Genomic DNA, 22,271 nt, shown 5'->3' on the forward strand with positions numbered 1-22,271 from the left:
GCCCGGCGGCTCAGGCGCGGTCGGCGCAGACCCAGGCGGCGCGGCACCCGGCGGTCCCGGTGGGCCCGCGGGCGGTCCCGGCGCCACCCCCGGCGTGAACGGCAGCACCGTCGCCCTCCCGTTCGGCCTCGTCCCCGAACGCACCCCGGTCCTGGGCAGCTACTCCACCGGCGCGCCCCAACGCACTCAGCTGACCACCCAGTGGTATCGCTTGGACCTCGCTGCCGCCCAACAGGATTCGGCGTACCGGGTGGTGATCCTCACCGTGGCGGGCCGCATCGAATCCGTGGCCCCCGACGGCAGCCCCCTGCCGGGACAGCGCTTGCGGGTCGAGTTCGCACGCCGCGCGGACGACGGAAACGTCACGCCCACCGGCGAACTCACCCCGCCCACGGTCGGCGGCGCGCCCGGCTGGCGGAACCTGCCGATCGACCTGGACGAGATTCCCGCCGGCACCACGGCGGTCCGGCTCGTCGCCGCGGCGGGCGAACCCGATCCGATGCAGTGGCTGGCGGTCACGCCCCCGCGCCTGCCGAAACTCTCGTCGCTGAACACCGTGGTCGGCACCACGGCTCCGGTGCTCGGGGATTTCCAGGTGGGACTGGCCTTCCCGTGCCAGCGGCCGTTCGATCACCGCAGCGGTGTCGCGGAGATGCCGATCTGGCGGATCCTGCCGGACAAGCTCAACGCGCAGGTCTCCGAGACCTGGCAGGGCGACACCGGCGGCGGCCCGCTGGGCTGGACGGGGCTGCTCATGCAGTCGCGCACCCTTCCGGCCTACCTCGCCGAGGACTGGACCAGGGACTGGGGCGAACTCCAGCGCCTCACCCGCCTGATCGCCGCACCGACGGCGGAGATCACGGTCCGCGCCGACGACCGGTGGGGCTGGACGAACGAAAGCCCCATCAGGACAAGCTGACCCGGCGCAAAAGAAACCGCCGTTGCCTCCATGGAGACAACGGCGGTTTCGCGCAGGAAAGACTACTTCGGCGGCTCACCCGCGGGCGGCTGGCCACCGGCGGGCGGCTGCCCCGGCGCACCGGCCGGCGGCTCCCCACCGGCGGGCGGCGCACCGGCGGGCAGCGGCTTGCCGATATTGCGCGCCATGTCCGGCATCAACCGGATGGCGACCTGCTCCCAGGTGCCCCAGTTGTGGATGCCGATGTCGGGGAAGTCGTAGCTGACGTTGGTGTATCCCAGTGCGGTGAGCCGCTTCTCGAACGAGCGGGTGTTGGCCAGCGCGATCGCCTCGAGCGGCATGCCCTGGGTGATCGCGTCGATCGAGGACAGGTCCTGATCGGCCGGCTTGGCGCTGCCCGCAGAGATGTAGAGGCGGGTGTTGTTGGCGATCAGCTTCTCGGCGAACCCGTAGGGGTCCATCCGCTTCCACTTCTCGCTGCCCGCGGGCGCCATCGCCTCGATGTTGTAGCCACCACTGGCGATCATCGCGCCGGCCAGCGCCTCACGCATGCCCGGCATGGACATGTGCAGGTAGCCCGACAGCGAGCCGGCGTAGGTGAACTGCTCGGGGTGGTAGGCCGCCATCAACAGTGCCGCGCTGCCACCGCTGGACAGCCCGACCACGCCGTTGCGGCTGTTGCTGAAGCCCAGCCGGGACTTCAGCGCGTCCGGCAGGGTCTTGGTGATGAAGGTTTCCCACTGATAGGTGTTGGTCTTGCCCTGGGTGTCCTCCCAGCCGCCGATGGCCGAACCGGAGTCGGCGCTGGGCAGCAGGGACCCGTCGGGGTTGACGCCGTTGAAGCTGCTCGGCTGGTCCCAGTCGGCGTAGAAGCTGGACTGACCGCCGACCGGCATCACCACGTTGATGTTGAACTTGGCGATCTGGGCGGGGATGGAGGTGTGCTTCTCCCAGCCGTTCAGGTCGTCCTCGGCGCGTTCACCGTCGAGCAGGTAGACCACCCGGTCGGTGTTGCCGTCGGCCGCCCGCAGGATGCGGGTGTTGATGGTGCCCATCGAGGAGTCGACCGGGAAGTCGATCGCCGCCGGGTCGGCGTCGGCCGCCGCCGGAGCGACCGTGGCCACCGACGCGCCGAACGGCAGCAACGCGGCCACCGCGGCACTCGCCAGGAGTCTGCTCGTGCGGTGTCGGCGCTCCTGCGCCCCTCCCACAGTTACGCCACGCATGATCGTGTTCGGACCTTTCCGTTGTGCGGCCGAGCCGCTCCCCACTCCATCCGGCCGCGGCGAGACAGCCTGCGGACGGATCCTGCCGGGCAGCATAGCGCGCCCCCGATCCGAGGGGCATATCGAAAACCGATGTGACGCAGTTCTCTTCGGCGCGCGCGCTCACCCGGTCGCGTCGACGCGGGAGACACAGAATCCGTCGGTGCCGTGGTCGAGGGTGAGATACACCTGCTTCGAGGCGCCATCGGCGCTGGTCACCGGCGCGCTGACGGTGACGGCCGAACCGGTCGAGCCACGCACCGTGAGCGCCTTGTCGTCGAAGCGCTTCGCCCCCGACAACGCGGTGCCCAGCTGGGCGCCGGTGCACAGCAGCGGATAGTCGGGTTCCACGTCGGCCGGATTCACCGGATACCCGACCACCCGGCTCAGATACCGCTCGGCGGTGTAGCGGGCCTGTTCGTCGGTGAGCCGCGTCGCCGACCGGTCGCTGACGATCGGGCAGCCGTAGCCGGACCGCAACTCGCTGGGGCGCAGGCTCACCTTCAGCACGTCGTTCTGCCAGTACGGACCGAACTGGCCGAGGACGCCGGGGCGGCGCACCGCGTCGGTGATCTGTTCCACGTCGCCGTACATCCGGGGGATCTCGACCGGCGACTGGGTCCAGCACTTGCGGATCAACGCGGCGATGTCACCGGCGCGGACGTCGTCGAGCCAGGGCCGCAGCACCGTCGCCGCGGTCGGGCTGTCGGGAACCGCGCCGATCTGCGCCGCCTGTGCCGGTCCCGGCGCGTTCGAATTACCGGGCGAGACAAAATCTTTGGCGGTGAGCACGGCGATCGCGGTAAGTCCGGCGACGGCGGCGGCCGCGCCGACGCCGACCAGGATCGACCGTGTCCGCGACCGGGGCCTGTCCGCGGGTCCCGGCAGCTCGGCCGACCGGGACACCAGCGTCTGGGCCGACAGCGCGGTGTCCGGCATGGTGCCCGCCAGCGCCGCGACCGCCGCGTCGGCGAGCTCGCCGCACGAGGCGAACCGGTCGCGCGGATTCTTCGCCATGGCCCGCGCGATCACCGCGTCCATGGCGGGCGGCAGCGCCGGGTTGCCCGCCGACGGACGTGGCGGCGCTTCGATCAGGTGCGCGCTGATCATCGCGGCCGGGCTGTCGCGCTGGAACGGCACGAAGCCGGTGAGCAGCTCGTAGAGGGTGCCGCCGAGCGCGTACACATCGGTGCCGACGTCGAGCGGTTCGCCTTCGAGCTGCTCGGGCGCCGCGTAGGCCAGGGTGCCGAGCACCGAGCCTGCCGAGGTGAGGCTGGTCGTCTCGCCCATGCTGCGGGCGATCCCGAAATCGGTGACCAGCACCTCGTCGGCGCCGTCGTCGGTGCGCGCGATCAGCAGGTTCGCCGGCTTGATGTCGCGATGCAGCAGCCCCTGCCGGTGCGCGTAGTCCAGACCCTTGGCCGCCTCGGCGACGATCCGCACCGCCCGCTCGGGGGTGAGGATCGCCAGGCCGTGGCGCAGCAGCTGAGCCGCGTCGAGGCCGTCCACGAACTGCATGGCGATCCACAACCGGTCGCCGTCGACGCCGCGGTCGAAGATCTGCACCACGTTCGGATGCCGCAGCCGCGCGGCCAGATCCGCCTCCCGCTCGAAGCGGGCGCGGAAGGTCGGTTCCACCGCGAGCCGCGCGTCGAGCACCTTCAGCGCGTCCCGGCGCGGCAGCCGGGGATGTCGCGCCAGATACACCGCGCCCATGCCCCCGCCGCCGAGCCTGCGTTCGATGCGGTATCCCGCAAGGCTCGCCCCTGGCCCGAACTCCATCACCCGGTCAGGCTAACGGCTGTCTTCCGGCGCCGCCGCCGGCTGGATCGGACTGCGCCGGTTCATCGGTGGTGGGCGGCGAAGAAGTCCCAGATCAGCCTGGTTGCGTCGAGGGGGCCGCGCTGGTCGGCGCCGGGCCATTCGTGTCCCGCACCGGCCACCGTGACGAGGTCGACCGCACGGCCGTCCCGGCAGGTCGCGCGCAGGGTCGTCACCCGATCGCCGGCCGTGGCGACCGGTGCCGCGCAGGCGTCGACCATCCGCCAGAACGCGTTCAGCTCCGGCACCGCCGGCCCGTCGATTCGCGCTGCGCCGCTGCCGGGCGCACCGTCGTAGCGAATGTTCTCGTCGTCGGTGCCGTGCACATGGATCACCGAAGCGGGCGCCGGATGCTCGCAGTCGCCGAGCTGGGTACCCGCGACCGCACCGACGGCGGCGGCGAGCGCGGTGCGGCACGCCATCGCGTAGGCCATCATGGCGCCGTTGCTCATGCCGGTGAAGTAGATCCGCTCGTGGTCGATCGGCAGGGCGCGGGCGATCTCCGCGAGCATTCCGGTCAGGAAGCCGACGTCGTCCACGCCGGTCCGGCCGGGAGTACCGCAGCAGTCACCGCCGGCGTTCCAGGCCCGGCCGATTCCGTCGGGATAGGCGACGACGAAACCGGCGTCGTCGGCGGCGGCGTCCCAGCCGTAGGCGCGCTGCGCCTGCGCACCGGAGCCGAGGCCGCCGTGCAGCACGACCACCAGCGGCGCACGCGCCGACAGCACTGCGGGCCGGTAGACGCGGTAGCTCCTGGTGTGGCCGTCGTGCGCGAGCTCGTGCGACGAGGTCACGGCGCCGACCGGCGTCGCGCTCCCCGGATCCTCCCGGAGTACGACGATGCCCGCGACGAGCAGCACCGCGGCGACAGCCGCCGCGGTGAGCGTAGCGATCCGCATGGCACCAGTGAACCGGCCCACGCGCCGCCGGGCAACAGGGCGGCAGATCCGGCGGCGCTAGGCTGGATGATCTATTCGTGGCCGCGACCTCACCCGGCGGCCCTGCGCAGGACGGGACCCCGTGAGACTCGCTGTACGCCTGATGTTGATGCTGTTGATTCCGGCGGTGCTGTTCGCGCTGCCCTGGTGGACGCTGGTCGCGGCGCCGTCCGGCGGCACCGGCACGCTGTTCTGGGTCGGGACCGCGGTGTGCGTCCTCGGGTATCTGTGCCTGCCCGCCACGATGTTCCTCGGCCACGGTCCGGCCCAGTCCGATCCGGCGGTGATCGTCGGCGACACCCTGCTCGGGGTGCTGTGGGTGGTGTTCTCGTGGTCGGTGCTCGGCGTATTCGTGCGCGGTGGGCTGGCCGTCGCCGGGGTACAGGGCCTGCTCGCCGCGCGGATCGTGGCGCTCGGGGTACTGATCGTCTCGGTCGCGCTGATCGCCTGGGGTGTCTACGAGGCGCGCCGGGTGCCGCGGGTCCGCACCGTCGACGTCGCCCTCCGCGGCCTGGCCGCGGGCCTGGACGGACTGCGCGTCGTGGTCGTCACCGACACCCACTTCGCCGCGCTCGATCGGCAGCGCTGGTCGGAGCGCGTGGTCGACGTGGTCAATGCCCAGCGCCCCGATATCGCCTGCCACGCCGGTGATCTCGCGGACGGCTCGGTGGTGAAGCGGCGCGCCCAGGTCGACCCGCTGGCCCGTGTCGAAGCCCCGCTGGGCCGGTTCTACATCACCGGCAACCACGAGTACTTCGGTGACGCGCAGGGCTGGATCGACCACATGGCCTCGATCGGCTGGCAGCCGCTGCACAACGCGCACCGGACCGTCGACCGGGACGGCGACCGCCTGGTCGTCGCGGGGATCGACGATCCCACCGGCGCGGGCCTGCCCGGCCACGGCCCCGACCTGCCCGCCGCGCTCGCCGGCGCCGACCCCGCGCTGCCGGTGCTGCTGCTGGCCCATCAGCCCAAGCAGATCACCGACAGCGTCGCGGCCGGGGTGGCGCTGCAGATCTCCGGACACACCCACGGCGGGCAGATCTGGCCCTTCCACTACCTGGTGCGCCTGGACCAGCCGGTGGTCGCCGGCCTGAGCAGGCACGCGAACCACACTCAGCTCTACACCAGCCGCGGCACCGGCTTCTGGGGTCCGCAACTGCGGGTGTTCGCGCCCAGCGAGATCACCGTGCTGGTGCTGCACCCGGAGCCGGTCTAGCGGTGCGGCTGGGTCACTTCCGCCGGAAGCGGCCCGCTCATCACGACCTTCGAGCCGTTCCAGGTGTAATGGATCGCCACCGGGCCGCCCTGCGGGGCGGCGAAGGGCTCGTCGCCGGCCAGCCACTTGTACTCGACGGTCACGGTGGTGTCGGTGTAGCCCACCACCGAGGTGAAGGCGTAGGCCTCGGACGTGGCTGTGCCCAACCAGTTCCCGTCGTGGAAGAACAGCACATGGATCGGCGCGCCGGCGGAGTTGCCGCCGACCGCGCGCACCCACAGCAGCTGGGCGCACTGGCCCGGTAGGTCCGCCGAGGCCTGTTGGGCGACCCAGTTGCCGTCGAGGCGAGCCAGCGCGTTGCGCACACCGGCCGAGCCGGGGTCGATGCAGCGTCCCGGACCGCTGATGTCGTTGGCCGGCTGCGGTTTCGTGGTCGCCTGCGTCGTGCCGGGCGCCACGGTCACGGCGGGTGCCTCGGTGACGGCGGGGACCTCGGTGCCCGCGGGCGCCCCGGTGCCGCCGGGAGCCTCGGTCGCCTGCGGCTGCTCTCCCGGAGTCCGCGGCGCGCTTGCCGCGACCGTGGTCGTCGCCCGGCTCGTCGACGGCGAGGTGGCCGAACCGTTTTCCGCGTTGCACCCCGCCACCGCCGCCGCGGCGACGGCGATCAGCGCACTCATCCGAACTGCGTTCTTCATGATCCCTCGACTCCTGTCCGCCGCGCCGGTAGCGCGTTCTGCTGACTCCATCGGGACCCTGAACAGCCCTGTTAGGCGTACATCGGCGATCATCACCCTAGGGTGCGAAATCATCACCCTTGCTGAGGAAATCCCCTGCGGGGTAGAGCGATCCGCGACACGGACACCCGAAGAGCCTGCCGCACACACAGATCCGGCCGAGGGCGCACCCTCGGCCGGATCGTGGGCGATCAGACGATGTCGGTGGTCCCCGAGCAGGTCACGACCGGCACCGGCACGGGGCCGGTGTTGACGACCGACAGGTCGATCCGCACCGGCCCGGTCCCGGTCGGCACGTCGGTGAAGTACACCGTGCCGCCGGTGCCGAAGAACGAGGAGATGTTCGTGTGCCCGGTGAGCGAGCCCGATGCCCCGGTGGCCAGATTGGTCCAGGTGAGCGTGGGGTGGGTCTGGTAGCCCCAGATGCTGGCCCCGGAATGCACGGTGAACGACGGCAATCCCGACTGGTCGTACAGGTAGGAGACGATCACCTGGTTGCTGTAGGGCACATCGACGATATTGGGGCTCAGCCCCAGGCAGTTGATGCCGACCAGGCTGCTCGGCAGCGCGTTCGCCGCCCCCGCTCCCGCGACCATCGTCCCCGCCACCACCGCGGCGCCCGCCGCGAGACCGGCGATCGTGGACCTCACTCGCATAGTCATACAGATCCTTCCACTCGTGTCGTGTCACCCCGCGTATCCCACCGGGACGCCACATTGTTACCGACCGAAAGCATCCTTCGAGGTCCGACACACCCATACCTAGGTCTGCTAGGTTATGACCTAGCGGTTCTAGGTATAGGAGTGCGATGCGGATAGACAAAGACCTGGTGGCGGCCTCGGCGACCCCGCTGGTGCTCGGCATTCTCGCCGAGGGCGAGTCGTACGGTTACGCGATCCTGGAGCAGGTCAACGCCCTGTCGCGGGGCCGGATGCAGTGGACCGACGGCATGCTCTACCCCCTGCTGCACCGCCTGGAACGGCAGGGCCACGTGACCTCGACCTGGCGCACCGCCGACAGCGGACGACGGCGCAAGCACTACCTGATCACCGACTCCGGCCGGGCGGCCCTCGCCGAGCGCCGCGCGCAGTGGGCCGTCGTCGCCGAGGCGCTCGACCAGGTCTGGCGCGACGCCACGACATCACCCATCGTGACGAAAGGATGGGCGTGATGGACGCCGAGACGCAGTTGCAGACCAACATCGAGCAGTGGCGCGGATACGTCCAGCGCCACCGCGCGATCTCGGTCGCCGACGTCGACGAGATGGAAGATCATCTGCGCGAACAGGTCTCGTCCCTCCAAGACGCGGGACTGTCGGCCGACGAGGCGTTCCTGGTCGCGGTGAAGCGGATGGGTAGCCTGGACGCGCTGTCGCGCGAGTTCGCGATCGAGCACTCCGAAAGGCTCTGGAAGCAGCTGGTTCTGCTGCCCGCCGAGTCCGACGAGACCGGGCGGCAGAGCAATCGGGAACTGGTGGTCGTCCTGTCGCTGGCGATCGGCGCCGCCCTGTCGCTGAAGGCCGGCTTCGCCTGGCTGCGCGGTTCGGCCGTGGGTGTGAACGCGGCCCTGCTCGTCCTTCCGTTCCTCGCAGCCTATTTCGCCTGGAAACGACAGGTGACCGCGAAGGTCGCCGCCACGCTGATCGTGCCGTTCGTGCTCGTGGCACTGGTGCTGAATCTCTTTCCCTTCGAGCCCGACGGCGCGACCGAGGTGATCGCCGCGATCCACGCGCCGATCGCGCTGTGGTTCGTGATCGGCCTGGCCTATGTCGGCGGCGACTGGCGATCGGACCGGCGCCGGATGGACTTCATCCGGTTCACCGGCGAGTGGTTCGTCTATCTCACCCTGCTGGCGCTGGGCGGCGGCGTCCTGATCGGGTTGACGGTCGGCGCGTTCGGCACGCTCGATCTGAACATCGAGCCGTTCATCGAGGACTGGGTGCTGCCGTTCGGCGTCGCGGGCGCGGTGATCGTCGCCGCCTGGCTCGTCGAGGCCAAGCAGAACGTCGTGGAGAACATCGCGCCCGTGCTCACCCGGGTGTTCACGCCGCTGACCATCCTCATGCTGCTGGCCCTGCTCGCCGCGTTCGCCACGACTCCCAGCGTGATCGACGTCGACCGCACCCTGCTCATCCAGATGGACCTGATCCTGGTGCTGGTCCTGGGCCTGCTGCTGTATTCGATCTCCGCGCGCGACCCGCTGGCCCCGCCCGGCTTCTTCGACCGGGTCCAGCTGGTCCTGGTGCTCAGTGCCCTCGCGGTCGATGTGGTGATGCTGACCGCCATGCTCACCCGCATCGCGGAGTTCGGATGGTCGCCGAACAAGATCGTCGCCCTCGGCCTGAACGTCGTGCTGCTGGTGAACCTGGTGTGGTCGGTCCGGCTGGGCATCGGATTCCTGCGCGGCCGTCAGGGATTCGCCGAGCTGGAACGGTGGCAGACCCGCTATCTGCCCGTGTACGGGATCTGGGCCGCCGCCGTCGTGATCGCCGTTCCGCCCGCGTTCGACTTCGTCTGAGCCCGAACCAGCGCGAGTAGACTCGGGGGATGCACGCGGCGCCGGCGTGCCCGGCGCCGCGGTCCACGGGAGTGGCGGATGAGCGCTGGTGACGGGTCGGAGCGGATACCCCGGACGTGGCGACTGCTACTGACGGCAGTCGTGGTGCTCTTCCTGTCCCTGCTCGTCGTACCCCGGCTGATCGGCCTGTACGTCAACTGGTTGTGGTTCGGCGAGGTCGGCTACCGCGGCGTCTGGTCGACGGTGCTGCTCACCCGGCTGACGCTGTTCGCGGTGATCGCGACGATCCTCGGCGCCGCCCTGTTCACGGCCATGTGGCTGGCCTACCGATCGCGCCCGGCCTTCTTCCCCGGCGGGCGCGACGACGACCCGATCACCCCCTATCGCACGGCGGTGAGCCGGTGGCCGTTGCGGTTCGGGCTCGGCATCGCCGCGGCCTTCGGTCTGCTCTGTGGCCTGGCCGGGCAGTCGCGCTGGCAGACGGTACAGCTGTTCCTGCGGGGCGGCTCCTTCGGCGAACGTGACCCCCAGTTCGATCTCGACGTGGGCTTCTACGTCTTCGACCTGCCGTTCTACCGGCTCGTGCTCAGCTGGCTGTTCGTCGTCGTGTTCGTCGCCTTCCTGGCCTGCCTGGCGACCCACTATCTGTTCGGCGGAGTGCGGCTGTCCGGGAAGTCGATCGGCATCACCGCGGCGGCGCGCTGTCACCTCGCGGTGCTGGTCGGCGTGTTCTTCGTGCTGAAGGCGGGCGCGTACTGGCTGGACCGCTACGCGCTGCTGTCGAGCGGGCGGCGCGAGCCCACCTTCGCCGGCGCGGGCTACACCGACATCAACGCCGTGCTGCCCGCCCGCTTCATCATGTTCGCCATCGCGCTGATCTGCGCCGCCGCGGTGTTCTCGGCGGTCGTGGTGCGTGATCTGCGGGTGCCCGCCATGGCCGCGGCTCTGCTGTTGCTGTCGTCGATCGTGGCGGGCGGGGTGTGGCCGCTGGTCGTCGAGCAGTTCTCGGTGCGCCCGAACGCCGCCGACCTGGAGAGCCCCTACATCGAGCGCAATATCGCCGCGACCAGGCAGGCCTATGGGATCGGCGCGGATCGGGTCCACTACCAGCCCTATCCCGGTGTCGGCACCGCGCCGCCACCGGAAGTCCCCGCGGACGCGACCACGCTCGCCAACCTGCGCCTGCTCGACCCGCACGTGCTCTCGCGCACCTTCACCCAGCAGCAACAGCTCAAGAACTTCTACAGCTTCCCCGACAACCTGGACCTGGATCGCTACCGGGTCGACGGGCAGCTGCGCGACTACGTCGTCACCGCCAGGGAACTGACCCCCGCCGCGCTCAGCGGCAACCAGGGGCACTGGGTCAACCGGCACACCGTCTACACCCACGGTGACGGGTTCGTCGCCGCCCCCGCGAACCGGGTCAACGCAGCCGTCGTCGACGCGGCGAGCGACAGCGCCGCGGGCAACAGCGGATACCCGATCTACGCGGTCAGCGATATCGCCACCCAACACACCGGGCACCAGGTGATCCCGGTCGACCAGCCCCGCGTCTACTTCGGCGAGGTGATCGCCAGGGGCGAGCCCGACTACGCCATCGTCGGCGGCGGCACCGAACCCCGCGAATACGACACCGACAGCACCAAATACACCTACGCGGGCAAAGGCGGTGTGCCGATCGGGAACTGGCTGAACCGGCTCGCCTTCGCCACCGTCTACACCGAGCGCAACATCGTGTTCTCGACCGCGATCGGCGCCGATTCCAAGATCATTTTCCACCGTGCTCCCGGTGAGCGGGTCGAACTGGTCGCGCCGTGGCTGACCACCGACGGCAATCCCTATCCCGCCGTCGTGGGCGGGCGCATCGTCTGGATCGTGGACGCCTACACCACGATCGACGGCTACCCCTACGCCGCGCGCAGCTCGCTCGCGGCGCTCGGCGCGGTCGAGGACCAGGGGTTGCGCGAACCCGGCGAGATCTCCTACATCCGCAACTCGGTCAAGGCCACCGTCGACGCCTACGACGGCACGGTCACGCTGTATCAGGTCGACGAGCAGGACCCGATCCTGGCCGCCTGGATGCGCGTGTTCCCCGGCACCGTCGAACCGCCGTCGGCGATCAGCGACGAGCTGCGCGCCCACTTCCGCTATCCCGAAGACCTTTTCGTCATCCAACGCGACATGCTCGCCCGCTACCACGTCGACGAACCACGAGAGTTCTTCACCAACAACGCGTTCTGGTCGGTACCCAGCGACCCGACCGTCGAGACCAACCCGCACCAGGCCCCGTTCTACGTACTGGTCGGCGACCCCCGGACCGCCGAGGCCTCGTTCCGGCTGGCCGGCGCGATGGTCGGCTTCCGCCGGGAGTTCCTGTCGGCCTACATCTCCGTGCATTCCGACCCCGAGGACTACGGCGAGTTCAGCATTCTCCAACTGCCCACCGACACCCTCACCCAGGGACCACAGCAGATCCAGAATTCGATGATCTCCGACACCAGGGTGGCCTCCGAACGCACGCTGCTGGAACGCTCCAACCGCATCCAGTACGGCAACCTGCTCACCCTGCCGATCGCCGACGGCGGCGTGCTGTACGTGGAACCGCTGTTCACCGAACGGATTTCGACCGCTCCCAACGGGTCGACCTTCCCGCAGCTGGCCCGCGTGCTGGTCAGCTACCGCGAACCCGGTACCGGCGGTGTCCGGGTCGGGTACGCGCCGACGCTGGCCGAGGCCCTCGACCAGGTGTACGGCCCGGCCACCGGCGATCTCGCCACCGCCCCCGGCGGCAGCCCCGGCGCCCCGCCACCCCCGGGCCGACGTCCACCGGCGCAGGCCCCGCCGCCGTCGGCCACTCAGGCACCGCTGGACGAGGACGCGATCGCCCGCATCGAAGCCGAACTCGACGCGGCCAGGGCCGCCCTGGAGCGGCTCGAACAACAGCTGGGCATTCTGCGCGGCCCGGACAAGTGAGCCTCACCGATCACACGCGACTCAGAGCTGGGCGAGCACCAGCGCGACACCACCGATCAGCGGCGGAACCAGCTGGATCGATGCCGCCCGCGCCTTGTCCGGCGACGACACCAGCAGCACCACCCCCGCCGCCACCATCGACCCGGCACCCGCCAGCACCAGCGCCACCCCGATCCCGGTGTCGCCGAACACGGTGAACCCCATGCCGACCGCCGCGACGACGGCGAGGAACAGGTTGTAGAACCCCTGATTGAACGCCATCTCCCGGGTCGCCTCGGCCTGCTCCGCCGAGATCCCGAACGTCGCCCTCGTTCGCGGACGCGTCCATTGCAGCGACTCCAGCACGAAGATGTACCCGTGCAACAGCACGGCGATCCCGACGAACACCAACGCCACGACCGTCATCGCGCCACCTCCAGAAGGGCAGGGCCCGCACCGGGCTTGCCGCGATTATCACCCACCACCCCACCGCGCACGCCCTCGCCGGGCCGGGTTCTCGCCCCGGAAAACCGCTGGCCCGCCATCGACGGCCGCCGAATCGCTCCCTTCGCGCTGTTGGCGGCGGAGAGCACGAGCTACGCCGGGCGTGGCGTGGCCACCCGCGCCGATCGAGGTGCGGGTGGCTAGCCGACGGGTGCGGGTGCGCGGACCTGGCGGCCGACCTCGTCGAGATGGCCCAGGGCCTGGGCGTAGGACTCGAGCAGCGACGTCTCGCAGTAGGGGACCCCGATTTCGGCGCAGAAGTCCGCGACGATGGGCTGGGCCCGATGCAGGTTGGGGCGGGGCATGGACGGGAACAGGTGGTGCTCGATCTGGTAGTTCAGACCGCCCAGGGCCGTGTCGACGAGGAAGCTGCCGCGGACATTGCGAGAGGTGAGCACCTGACGGCGAAGGAAGTCGGTGTTGTCGCCCTCGGGCAGCACCTCCATCCCCTTGTGATTGGGGGCGAAGGTCGATCCCATGTAGAGGCCGAACAAACCCTGCTGAACAGCGATGAACACCAACGCTTTCCCCGGCGACAGCACCAGGAACACCGTGCCCAGATAGGCGCAGGCGTGCGCGGCGAGCGTCAGGCCTTCGACGAGCCGGTTCGGGATCGGCCAGCGCAGCACAGCTCGCACGCTGGCGAAGTGCAGGCTGCCGCCCTCGAGCAGCAGCATCGGGAAGAACAGCCAGGCCTGGTAGCGGAAAATGAAGCGCCGCCAGCCTTTTCCGGCCCGGGCCCGCTCCGCCGAGAACGCCAGGACGCCCATGGCATCGGGATCGGCACCCTCGGTGTTGGGGTGGGCGTGGTGGCGGTTGTGATTGCTGGTCCACCAGCCGATGCTCAGCCCGATCGCGAGATTGCCCGCGATCAGCCCGTACAGGTAGTTGGCGCGCCGAGACGCGAAGATCTGCTTGTGTCCCGCGTCGTGCCCGAGGAACGCGATCTGGGAGAACACCGCGGCCAGGAACACCCCGATCCCCACCGCCCACCACGAATCCCCGAGGGCGACGAACGCCGCCCACCCGCCGAGGAACGCCGCCGCGGTGAGCGCGCTCTTCCACCCGTAGTACCGCAGGTCACGGTCCAACAGGCCCGCCGCCCTGATCCGACGCAACAAGATCGAATACTCGCTGCCACGCACCGGGGCCACATCAGAGACAACTACCACCGCACCAGCATGACGGATGCAGGCCACCACCAGGTGAACTCGGCGCATCTGCGCGAGATCGCCCTACGGCGCGTCGCTTCGGGAACGCTCCGTGTCCAGCGCCGTGAACGCCGCGGCGGCGAGAATCAGCACCGCCGACACCACCAGGGCCACATCGAGCCCGTGATGGAACGCCACCTTGCCCTCGTTGAGCACCTCCGACACTTTCGACAGGTACTTCAGATAGGGCCCGATATCGACACCCTCGGGGATACGGCCACGTTCCACCGCTTGAACCGCGTCCGGCTGCAACGTGGTTGGCAGCCCCAGTGCGTCCATCTTCTTCTTCAGATCCGACGACAGGAACGAGCTCACCAGGACGCCGAGCACGGCGACACCGAACGCCGAACCGACCTGGCGCATCGTATTGGTCACCGCGGCCGCCATGCCCGAATGCTCGGCCGGGACGCCCGACATCACCGCCGAGGTCAACGGCACCACCGCGATGCCGAAGCCGAGCCCGGCCACGCCCATCGCGGCGGCGATCCACGGATCGTGCAACGTCCCCGACAGCGCCTGGCGGGTCAGCAGGATGCCACCCGCGCCGAGCACGCACCCGAGGATCATCGGCACCCGCGCGCCGCGACGCGACACCCAGTAGCCCGCCACCAGGGAGCCGATCACGATCGCGACGGCCATCGGGACGAAGATCGCGGCGGTGCGCGCGGCCGAATACGACTGCATCACTTGCAGATACAGCGCGGTAAAGAAGAAGATCGAGAAGATGCCGAAATAGACCGCGAAGGCGACCACCAGCGCACCGCGCACGGCCCGCAGGCGCAAATAGCGGAAGTCGAGCATCGGTGCGCGCGCCCGCTTCTCGACGACGACGAACGCGGCGAACGCGATCGCCCCCAGCGCGAACAGACCCAGCACCGACGGTGCCGTGTAACCCCGATCCTGGCCGACGGTCGCGGCGTAGATCACCGCGCCGAACGCCGTGGCGCCGAGCACCGCGCCGGCCCAGTCGACCGGCGCCTGCTGCGGGTCCGCGCTCTCCGGCACCGACCACCACGCGACGACCATCGCCACCGCGCCGATCACCAGGTTGAACCAGAAGATCGAACGCCACCCGTACAGATCGACCAGCACACCGCCGAGCACCGGCCCCGCCGCCAGCGCCAGCCCCGACACCGCCGCCCACACACCGAGCGCCTTGGCTCGCGCGCGCTCACCCGGGAAGATGTGGCGCAGCACCGACAGGGTGCCCGGCTCCGACGCCGCGGCACCGAGTCCCATGATCGCGCGGCCCGCGATGAGCAGCGCGACGCTGCTCGCGAGCGCGGAGACCACCGATCCGGCGCAGAAGATCACCAACCCGACGATCATGACCTTCTTGCGTCCCCACCGGTCACCGAGCGATCCGCCCGCCAACATCAGCCCGGCGAAGACCACCGTGTAGGCGTTGACCACCCACTGCAGCAGGGTCACATCGGTACTCAACTCACGTCGGATATCGCCGAGCGCAACGCTGACCACGGTGGTGTCCAAGAAGGTCACGAATACCACTGCCACGACTGCTGCCAGAGCGACTCCCGGCCGCGCCGGTGTCCCCGGCGCCGTCCCCATCGGTCTCACGGGCACAGGTTACTGGCGAGTTCCCCCGGACGCCGACCCAACCTCGCCGACGGAGCGAACACACCGGACTTCGACGGTTCCCGTTGGGCGAGCCGACGTCTCGCCGTCACCAGTCGTAGGTCGGCGGGCCGGTCCGGCGTCCAGGTGGCGGCCGAGGCGGTGCTCAGCCGCAGGCGCTCGGTGCGCGGCCGGGCACGGAAGAAGCCGACGAGGCCGAACCCGATCAGCGTGACATCGGCCGACGTAAACTCTTGGGCGAACCGCTCTTCCGCCTCCAGCAGCGCTCGTCCCTCCCCGCAGCACACATCGATCCAGGTGACCGCGGCGTCCTGGTCGGCGCGCAGCCGCTGCGCCGACCACCGGTACGGATCGAAGCCGAGTGCCCTGGCATAGCTGTTGACCCCGACAGCCCGCGCCCGCGATTCATCGCGTTGTTCGCCACCACCGACGACAGTTCCAGCGCGGCGTCATCGAGCAGGCGGGGTGCGGATTCCGTGGTCACCCCGCCATTGTGCCGCTTCCCGCCGACGACTCGTTCAGCCCGACAGCCGCCCGCACCAGACCCTTGAATCCCTCTTCATCGAGCGCGTCCCCCTCCCGCAGATCGATCACCCGCCGGGTGTTCCCGTCCAGCCCGGAGTTGAAAACCCCACGCGGATCAGGCAATCGAGCCCCTTTGGCGAAGGTGACCTTCACGATCTGCTGGTACGTCTCCCCCGTACACGCCATCCCGTCGTGATACCACACCGGCACCCCACGCCACTTCCACTCCTCGACGATCCCCGGGTCCGCCTCGTGCACCAGTGCCCGAATCCGCGCCAGCACCTCCCCCCGCCAATCCCCCAACTCCGCGATCCGCTCATCGATCCGTCGCCCAGCCGAACCCTGATCACCCGTCACCGCCATCACCCCGGTCGCTCTCGTCGTTGTCGCAGGTCCGATCCCCGAGTATCCCCCGACCTCCAGCAGAACCCGGTCGGTCCCGCTCGAGCATGTCGACCGGGATAGTCACCTCGACCGGTTCGTCGAGCAGGAGAACTCTGCGATGGACGGTGCGTGCTCGGCAGCGTCGTCCGGACCAATCACGGCCGTGGTGAGACACACCGAGCGGGCGTTGACAAGGTGTCCTGGCTCACACGCATAGCCACGAAGGAGTCTCCATGCGTCTGCTGAAATCCCGTCCGCCCGCGATCCTCGGATCGATCATCGCGGCAGGGGCCCTCATCGCCGCCGGCAGCGGTAGCGCCGCCGCCGCGCCGCACACCGGTGAAGTGTTCCTCACCTTCGTTCGCCACGCCGAGTCCGCGGGCAACACCTCCGGCCTGATCGACACGTCGGTGCCGGGCCCCGGCCTGACCAGGGCTACCTCGCCGCCCCGATCCAGTGGCTGCAGGGCAACCGCGGCGACAAGCGGGCCGTGGTCTTCTCCCACGGCGGCGCCATCATGATCTGGGCCCTCATGTCCGTCAACAACCCGGACATGAGCAAGCTGCGGACCGACCCCCTGCACAACACCGGCCGGGTAGTCGTCAAGGGCAGCCCCGCCAAGGGCGGGAAGCTCGTCTCCTGGGACGGCCATTCCGTCTCCTGAGCCGAACAAGCAGCGGCGGGATCGCGCCGAGAACCGGTCGCGATCCCGTCGCCGAGGTAGTCGTCCAGGCGCTGACCTAACCGACGCCGACGGAGCCGACGACGTTTCACGGCGCGGCGGGCTCCCCGGGGGCAGCGGCGATATGACCGAGCTTCGCCGGATTGAAGACCCAGTAGAGCCGGTCGATCGTCTCGTCGTCGGCCGCACCGACCCCGAGCCAGGCGATGGGGGCTCCGTCGCGGCTGATCACCACCGACGCGCGACCGTTGGCGTCGACCCAGTCGATGGCGACCCCCGTCCAGAAGTGTGAGGCGAAGGCGGCCACGTACTTCGCCACGCGTGTCCGGCCGAATACCGGAATGCGCGAGGCATTGCGCACCGCGCCTCCGCCGTCGGAGTAGCTGGCGACATCGGTGGCGAACAGCGCCTCGAGTTCGTCGAATTCACCGGCGCGCGCGGCATTCAAGAAGGCAGCGAGCAGCCGTCGCTGATGCACGGCGTCGACTGATACCCGCCGATCGGACTCGATGGCCTGGCGTGCCCGGCTCACCAGCTTCCGGGCGGCTGGTTCCTTGATTTCGAGCACTTCGGCGATGCGGCCGTAAGGGTAGTCGAAAGCTTCCCGCAGGACGAATGCCGCCCGCTCGGTCGGTGTCATCTTCTCCAAGACGAGCAGGACCGCGGTCTCCAACGCCGCGGCGCGCTCCGCGCCGAGCGAGGGATCAGCAGTGGTGTCCACCGGCTCGGGCAGCCACGGACCGATATAGGTTTCCCGGCGCACCCGCGCCGTCTGCGTGGCATTGATCGCCTGCCGGGTGGTCATGGTGACGAGGAACGCCGCCACGTCACGCACAGAATCGCGGTCGGCGTAGGACTGCCATTTCACCCAGACGTCCTGGACGATGTCCTCGGCGTCGGCGACACTGCCGAGCATTCGGTAGGCGATACCGAACAGCCGACCCTTGTGCGCGGAGAAATCATCGACGGCTTTGTCCAGGTCGATACCCGTGGGTCCACTCATCGCGCGGTCGTTCCGGCGCCACCGGCAATCGCGTGATTCATATCCCCCGCCTCGATTCGGCCACCGTCGTCCACGACATTACTCGAGCCGGCCGTACGCCGGTGGCGAGTGCACCCACCCGACGCCGTCATTCGACCAATTTGCCTTCCGTCGACACCTCTCGCATGAGCCGGGCGATGTCGTCGGGGATCGCGGGGATCTCCTCGCGTTCGAGCTTGCCGGGACCGGACCACACGAGGTTCACCCGCAGCGCCGGATCCAGGTCGGGGTAATCGGACCGATTGTGGCAGCCACGTGTTTCGCGTCGCTCCAGCGCGGCTTCCAAGGTGGCGCGCGCCGCGAGCACCGAGGACTTCAGATCGAAGGCGTGCGCCAGATCCTGGAACCCGGCGGCGTCGGGATGCACGCCGATATTCGTCATGCGATCCTCGACCTCGTCGAGTTCGGCCAAGCCTGCCCGAATCCCGGTCTCGTCGCGCACCACGCCCGCGTGCTCGGTCATGGTGTCGCGCACGGCGCGTTGCAGGGCCCGTACGTTCTCCTGTCCGTCGACGGCCAGCAGCTCATCGATCTCGGCGCGGGCCTCGACGAGCGCACTGTGGGACCGACGCTGTGCGACCAGCTCGGCCGAGTACCGCGCCGCCGCCTCGCCGACGATCCGGCCGTAGACGAGCAGTTCGATCAGCGAGTTGCCGCCGAGCCGGTTGGCGCCGTGCAGACCACTCGATGCCTCGCCGATCGCGTAGAGACCCTCGACGCCGGTACCGTGATCTTCGGAGCGAACCCACACTCCGCCCATGGAATAGTGCGCCGTCGGCGCGATTTCGATCGGATCGCGAGTGATGTCGAGCATTTGCAGCTCCAACATCGTCTGGTAGACGCGCGGCAGTCGCCGCATGATCGTTTCGCGGGGCAGATGCGAAACATCCAGCCAGACAGCACCGTTCGGTGTTCCTCGACCTTCCTTGATTTCGGTATAGGCGGCCAGTGCGACCCGGTCGCGGGTCGAGAGCTCCATGCGTTCGGCGTCGTAGCGCCGCATGAATCGCTCTCCCGTGGCGTTGCGAAGAATGCCGCCCTCTCCCCGTGCCGCTTCCGATACCAGTGTCCCGGCCGCGTTCTCGGGTTCGATGAGCCCGGACGGGTGGAACTGCACGAGCTCCGGGTCCCGAATCCGGCCGCCCGCGAGTAGGGCGAGCCGGAACGAATCACCGGTGTTCTCGTCACGTCGAGAGGAGGTACGACGCCAGATGCGGGTGTGCCCACCGGCGGCGAGGATTACCGCGTCGGCCCGGACCACGGAGCGCTCGCCACTGTCGAGATCGAAACCGTAGGCGCCGAAAACCACGTTGTCCCGCACCAGAATTCGGGTCACGTAGCAGGTGTCGATGATCTGGATGCCGAGCTGCGCGGCCCGGTTCACCAGGGTCCGCTGGATCTCGAGGCCGGTGTAGTCACCGGCGAACGCGGTGCGCCGGTAGGTGTGCGCGCCGAAGAATCGCAGCGCGATCCGGCCGTCGGATTCGCGAGCGAACGGCATCCCCCAACGCTCGAGGTCCTCGATTCCGCGCGCGGCGTTCTCGGCGACCACCTGGACGGTATCGGGCCGCGCCAGCAGGTAGCTTTCGGTGATCGTGTCCGCCGCGTGCTGCTGCCAGCTGTCCTCGACGTCCATGGTCGCCAGCGCGGCATTGATGCCGCCGGCGGCGAGGGTGGTGTGCGCGTCCGCCTTCGGCCGCTTTCCTACCACCAGCACGTCGATGCCGCGCTCGGCCAGTTCGATCGCCGCACGGAGGCCGGATCCGCCGGTGCCGACGACGAGCACCGACGTCGCGATCTGACGTTCGTCGGATGTGAGCATCGCTTCGTTCCCTTCGACGGGTAGTTCGCGCGGGCGGGGCGATCGCCGCCCGCGCGAACAGTTCAGTTGCTGGTCAGCCACTCCGACAGCCGTGTCTGCGCCAGCTGCGCATCGCTGCCGGGCAGCAGCTCGCGCTGCGGCACCGCCCCGAAATACCGGGCCTCGGGATCGGTGACCACCGTGCGCGCATCCGATCGCGCGCTCAGCACGGTGCGGATCCATTCGTCGAGGGCGATGACCACCGGGCCGCCGACCTCGATGGTCCCGTTCTTCGGCTCGCTCGCCGCCGTCCGTCCGACAGCGGCAGCCACATCGTCCGCGGCCATCGGTTGCATACTGGAACCCGGCAACCGCACCTGACCGTCGACGGTCGCGGAATCCGCGATACCACGGGCGAATTCGAAGAATTGCGTGGCGCGCACGATCGAGTACGGCAGACCCGATCCCTCGATCAGCTCTTCCTGCGCCACCTTCGCCCGCAGATACCCGGAATCCGGCAATCGATCCGACCCCACCACCGACAGCGCGACGTAATGCCCGACACCGGCCGCGGCAGCGGCCTCGAGCAGGTTCGTCGTGGAGGTCCGGAAGAACTCCATCACGTCGTTGTCGGCGAACGACGGCGAGTTGGAGACGTCGATCACCACGTTCGCGTCCTGCAGTACTTCTTCGACTCCCTCACCGGTGAGCGAGTTCACGCCGGTATTGGGTGCGGCCGCAACCGCCTGGTGCCCGTGCTCACCGAGTCGTGCGACGAGCTTGGAACCGATCAGGCCGGTGCCGCCGATAACGACGATCTTCATGCTCATTCCTTTCGTTCGGACGTTGTGCGGGGCCAGCGACACTCCGCTGTATCAAGGACAGGGCAGGCGGTGATTCTGTGACAGTGCTGGTGCCGAGGCCGTTCGATCACGCTCGATCCTGCGGCGCGACGTACTCGAAGGTCGGCCCCGCAGTGGTGTGGCCGTCACCGCTGGGCATCGTCATGAGCGCTTGCGCCTGGGCCTTCAACGCGTACATCGTCCCGACCGCCTCCCGCATCTGCGACGGGCTGCCGTTGAAGGTGTCCTCCAGCAGATACAACAGCAGGCAGTAGGTGTTGTTGAATTCCACCTGCGCGCGGCGGACCGCGCTGCCCTCCGGATAGTCGGCCGTGCGGGGGTTGGGGCGCATCGGCAGCACTTTGCCGGGATCGAACAGGATCGGTGCACCGGTGGGCCCGGACTGCGGCGTATCACCGAGCTGGAACCGCTTACCTTCCTTCAGTTCGACGAAGCGATAGTAGTGAGCGACCTCGTCGCGATCGGGATGGAAGACGTCCTTCTCGCCGTCCCACACCTCGGTCCGCGCCGCGCCTTCGCCCTGCTCGACGATCTCGGCCAGCGCCGTCAGCGCCGACTTCAGATCGTGTACCGGAACGACCTGTCCGCCGCCACTGGTGAAGTGCATCTCGTTGAGCTGCCGAGCGGGGTCGCCGCAGAAGACGACCTCCTCGCCGAGGGTGTCGACCAGCGTGACGAGACCGAGTTCGACGGCCGCGTAGAACTGCCCGATCGTGTGATAGCCGTCGGATTCGGGCAGCGCGTCCGCCGAGGCGGGCCGTTCGATGTTCAGGAACAATTCGAGGGCTTCGGAACCGAACGGCGCGAGCTGTATCTGTACCGATCGATCGCCGTGCGGCAGCGGATGCGGATAGGCGGGCAGCAATTCGGGCGCGTCGAGCCTGGGCTCGCCCCCTACCGCGTTGAGCAGATTCGCCGCCAGTGCCAAGTGCAGCATCTCCTCGACGAACACGCTGCTGATGACTTGTGCCGCTTCGGCATTGGCGCCCGGCTCCAGCGAATACAGCGCGCACATGTACGGCGGTATCGTCGCGTGCTCGAGCTCGATCGCCCACTGTAGATGCCGACGCAGATCGTCCATCGTCTCGATGGCGTGCCCCGTGCTGATGTCCATGCTCGAACCTCGTCTCGACAGGTGTACCTGCGGTGTCGAGAACTAGGACAGTGCGTCCGGGAGAACTGTGACAAGAACGGGCGACTCGCCGCCGCCGAACCACGACCCAACCACAACGTGGCGTGACCGCGGGTCGGACACAACGAAACAGGTCAGGCCCGGTCTGTGACCGGGCCTGACCTGT

General features: G+C 69.1%; 20 protein-coding genes. 7 read left to right on the top strand and 13 right to left on the bottom strand.

Annotated features, from left to right (window positions below):
• The coding region (locus tag ATM97_RS09475; protein WP_218717586.1) for an arabinosyltransferase C-terminal domain-containing protein at positions 1-919 on the top strand (919 nt) is incomplete at its 5' end.
• Between the two features lie 62 nt (positions 920-981).
• Here the strand turns inward: ATM97_RS09475 and ATM97_RS09480 are convergent.
• From ATM97_RS09480 to ATM97_RS09490, 3 genes are all read right to left on the bottom strand, one after another.
• Positions 982-2,145: an alpha/beta hydrolase family protein gene (locus tag ATM97_RS09480; protein ID WP_255587472.1), complete on the bottom strand. Its 1,164-nt coding sequence runs from the start codon at positions 2,143-2,145 to the stop codon at positions 982-984.
• Between the two features lie 162 nt (positions 2,146-2,307).
• Positions 2,308-3,966 (bottom strand): serine/threonine-protein kinase, encoded by a 1,659-nt coding sequence (locus ATM97_RS09485; RefSeq protein WP_218717642.1) that lies wholly within the window; start codon positions 3,964-3,966, stop codon positions 2,308-2,310.
• Between the two features lie 62 nt (positions 3,967-4,028).
• On the bottom strand, positions 4,029-4,904 hold the full coding sequence (locus tag ATM97_RS09490) for a PHB depolymerase family esterase (protein WP_218717587.1): 876 nt from the start codon (positions 4,902-4,904) through the stop codon (positions 4,029-4,031).
• A gap of 142 nt (positions 4,905-5,046) precedes the next feature.
• Here ATM97_RS09490 and ATM97_RS09495 point away from each other — a divergent pair, with 142 nt between their 5' ends.
• Entirely contained in the window at positions 5,047-6,162 is a 1,116-nt protein-coding gene (locus ATM97_RS09495; protein ID WP_218717643.1) for a metallophosphoesterase, read from the top strand.
• Here ATM97_RS09495 and ATM97_RS09500 read toward each other — a convergent pair.
• Positions 6,159-6,857, bottom strand: a complete 699-nt coding sequence (locus ATM97_RS09500; RefSeq protein WP_218717588.1) for an LppP/LprE family lipoprotein — start codon at positions 6,855-6,857, stop codon at positions 6,159-6,161. The genes ATM97_RS09495 and ATM97_RS09500 overlap by 4 nt on opposite strands.
• A gap of 230 nt (positions 6,858-7,087) precedes the next feature.
• Positions 7,088-7,558 (bottom strand): hypothetical protein, encoded by a 471-nt coding sequence (locus ATM97_RS09505; RefSeq protein WP_218717589.1) that lies wholly within the window; start codon positions 7,556-7,558, stop codon positions 7,088-7,090.
• A 146-nt stretch (positions 7,559-7,704) separates the two neighbouring features.
• Between ATM97_RS09505 and ATM97_RS09510 the strand changes: the two genes are divergently transcribed.
• From ATM97_RS09510 to ATM97_RS09520, 3 genes are all read left to right on the top strand, one after another.
• A complete protein-coding gene (locus ATM97_RS09510; RefSeq protein ID WP_218717590.1) occupies positions 7,705-8,067 on the top strand; it encodes a PadR family transcriptional regulator in 363 nt (120 codons plus the stop codon).
• Positions 8,058-9,413, top strand: a complete 1,356-nt coding sequence (locus ATM97_RS09515) for a permease prefix domain 1-containing protein (protein ID WP_374104844.1) — start codon at positions 8,058-8,060, stop codon at positions 9,411-9,413. The genes ATM97_RS09510 and ATM97_RS09515 overlap by 10 nt, the downstream gene beginning before the upstream one ends.
• Positions 9,414-9,491: 78 nt before the next feature.
• Positions 9,492-12,386, top strand: a complete 2,895-nt coding sequence (locus tag ATM97_RS09520; protein ID WP_218717592.1) for a UPF0182 family protein — start codon at positions 9,492-9,494, stop codon at positions 12,384-12,386.
• 21 nt (positions 12,387-12,407) lie between these two features.
• Here the strand turns inward: ATM97_RS09520 and ATM97_RS09525 are convergent, their stop codons facing one another.
• From ATM97_RS09525 to ATM97_RS09540, 4 genes are all read right to left on the bottom strand, one after another.
• Positions 12,408-12,791, bottom strand: a complete 384-nt coding sequence (locus tag ATM97_RS09525; RefSeq protein WP_218717593.1) for a DUF1304 domain-containing protein — start codon at positions 12,789-12,791, stop codon at positions 12,408-12,410.
• Positions 12,792-13,009: 218 nt separating this feature from the next.
• Entirely contained in the window at positions 13,010-14,041 is a 1,032-nt protein-coding gene (locus ATM97_RS09530) for an acyl-CoA desaturase (protein ID WP_308248429.1), read from the bottom strand.
• A 63-nt stretch (positions 14,042-14,104) separates the two neighbouring features.
• A complete protein-coding gene (locus ATM97_RS09535; protein ID WP_308248430.1) occupies positions 14,105-15,580 on the bottom strand; it encodes an MFS transporter in 1,476 nt (491 codons plus the stop codon).
• A 576-nt stretch (positions 15,581-16,156) separates the two neighbouring features.
• Positions 16,157-16,558, bottom strand: coding sequence for a DUF1801 domain-containing protein (locus ATM97_RS09540; RefSeq protein WP_308248431.1), 402 nt, complete (start codon positions 16,556-16,558; stop codon positions 16,157-16,159).
• A 260-nt stretch (positions 16,559-16,818) separates the two neighbouring features.
• On the opposite strand from ATM97_RS09540, the gene ATM97_RS09545 reads away from it, so the two are divergent.
• Entirely contained in the window at positions 16,819-17,106 is a 288-nt protein-coding gene (locus ATM97_RS09545; protein ID WP_308248432.1) for a hypothetical protein, read from the top strand.
• Entirely contained in the window at positions 17,103-17,249 is a 147-nt protein-coding gene (locus ATM97_RS34860) for a hypothetical protein (protein ID WP_308248433.1), read from the top strand. Before ATM97_RS09545 ends, ATM97_RS34860 begins: the two co-directional genes overlap by 4 nt.
• Before the next feature lie 106 nt (positions 17,250-17,355).
• On the opposite strand, the gene ATM97_RS09550 is transcribed toward ATM97_RS34860, so the two are convergent.
• The 4 genes from ATM97_RS09550 to ATM97_RS09565 all read right to left on the bottom strand — a co-directional run bounded on the left by ATM97_RS09550 (position 17,356) and on the right by ATM97_RS09565 (position 22,087).
• Positions 17,356-18,270, bottom strand: coding sequence for an RNA polymerase sigma-70 factor (locus tag ATM97_RS09550; RefSeq protein WP_218717596.1), 915 nt, complete (start codon positions 18,268-18,270; stop codon positions 17,356-17,358).
• 127 nt (positions 18,271-18,397) lie between these two features.
• Complete coding sequence (locus tag ATM97_RS09555) at positions 18,398-20,131, bottom strand: L-aspartate oxidase (protein WP_218717597.1); 1,734 nt, start codon at positions 20,129-20,131, stop codon at positions 18,398-18,400.
• Positions 20,132-20,193: 62 nt separating this feature from the next.
• The gene (locus tag ATM97_RS09560; RefSeq protein ID WP_218717598.1) at positions 20,194-20,934 is read right to left on the bottom strand and encodes an SDR family oxidoreductase; all 741 of its coding nucleotides are present in this window, start codon (positions 20,932-20,934) and stop codon (positions 20,194-20,196) included.
• A 106-nt stretch (positions 20,935-21,040) separates the two neighbouring features.
• Complete coding sequence (locus ATM97_RS09565) at positions 21,041-22,087, bottom strand: ferritin-like protein (RefSeq protein ID WP_218717599.1); 1,047 nt, start codon at positions 22,085-22,087, stop codon at positions 21,041-21,043.
• Between the last annotated feature and the right edge of the window lie 184 nt (positions 22,088-22,271).

The sequence above is a fragment of the Nocardia sp. MH4 genome, from assembly GCF_019266065.1.
GTDB lineage: Bacteria > Actinomycetota > Actinomycetes > Mycobacteriales > Mycobacteriaceae > Nocardia > Nocardia canadensis.

Excerpts from the sequence above, each read along its gene's own strand:
- ATM97_RS09480 (WP_255587472.1), bottom strand. The coding sequence starts at position 2,145 with ATGCGTGGCGTAACTGTGGGAGGGGCGCAGGAGCGCCGACACCGCACG.
- ATM97_RS09485 (WP_218717642.1), bottom strand. The coding sequence starts at position 3,966 with ATGGAGTTCGGGCCAGGGGCGAGCCTTGCGGGATACCGCATCGAACGC.
- ATM97_RS09490 (WP_218717587.1), bottom strand. The coding sequence starts at position 4,904 with ATGCGGATCGCTACGCTCACCGCGGCGGCTGTCGCCGCGGTGCTGCTC.
- ATM97_RS09495 (WP_218717643.1), top strand. The coding sequence starts at position 5,047 with ATGTTGATGCTGTTGATTCCGGCGGTGCTGTTCGCGCTGCCCTGGTGG.
- ATM97_RS09500 (WP_218717588.1), bottom strand. The coding sequence starts at position 6,857 with ATGAAGAACGCAGTTCGGATGAGTGCGCTGATCGCCGTCGCCGCGGCG.
- ATM97_RS09505 (WP_218717589.1), bottom strand. The coding sequence starts at position 7,558 with ATGACTATGCGAGTGAGGTCCACGATCGCCGGTCTCGCGGCGGGCGCC.
- ATM97_RS09510 (WP_218717590.1), top strand. The coding sequence starts at position 7,705 with ATGCGGATAGACAAAGACCTGGTGGCGGCCTCGGCGACCCCGCTGGTG.
- ATM97_RS09515 (WP_374104844.1), top strand. The coding sequence starts at position 8,058 with ATGGGCGTGATGGACGCCGAGACGCAGTTGCAGACCAACATCGAGCAG.
- ATM97_RS09520 (WP_218717592.1), top strand. The coding sequence starts at position 9,492 with ATGAGCGCTGGTGACGGGTCGGAGCGGATACCCCGGACGTGGCGACTG.
- ATM97_RS09525 (WP_218717593.1), bottom strand. The coding sequence starts at position 12,791 with ATGACGGTCGTGGCGTTGGTGTTCGTCGGGATCGCCGTGCTGTTGCAC.
- ATM97_RS09545 (WP_308248432.1), top strand. The coding sequence starts at position 16,819 with ATGCGTCTGCTGAAATCCCGTCCGCCCGCGATCCTCGGATCGATCATC.
- ATM97_RS34860 (WP_308248433.1), top strand. The coding sequence starts at position 17,103 with ATGATCTGGGCCCTCATGTCCGTCAACAACCCGGACATGAGCAAGCTG.
- ATM97_RS09550 (WP_218717596.1), bottom strand. The coding sequence starts at position 18,270 with ATGAGTGGACCCACGGGTATCGACCTGGACAAAGCCGTCGATGATTTC.
- ATM97_RS09555 (WP_218717597.1), bottom strand. The coding sequence starts at position 20,131 with ATGCTCACATCCGACGAACGTCAGATCGCGACGTCGGTGCTCGTCGTC.
- ATM97_RS09560 (WP_218717598.1), bottom strand. The coding sequence starts at position 20,934 with ATGAAGATCGTCGTTATCGGCGGCACCGGCCTGATCGGTTCCAAGCTC.
- ATM97_RS09565 (WP_218717599.1), bottom strand. The coding sequence starts at position 22,087 with ATGGACATCAGCACGGGGCACGCCATCGAGACGATGGACGATCTGCGT.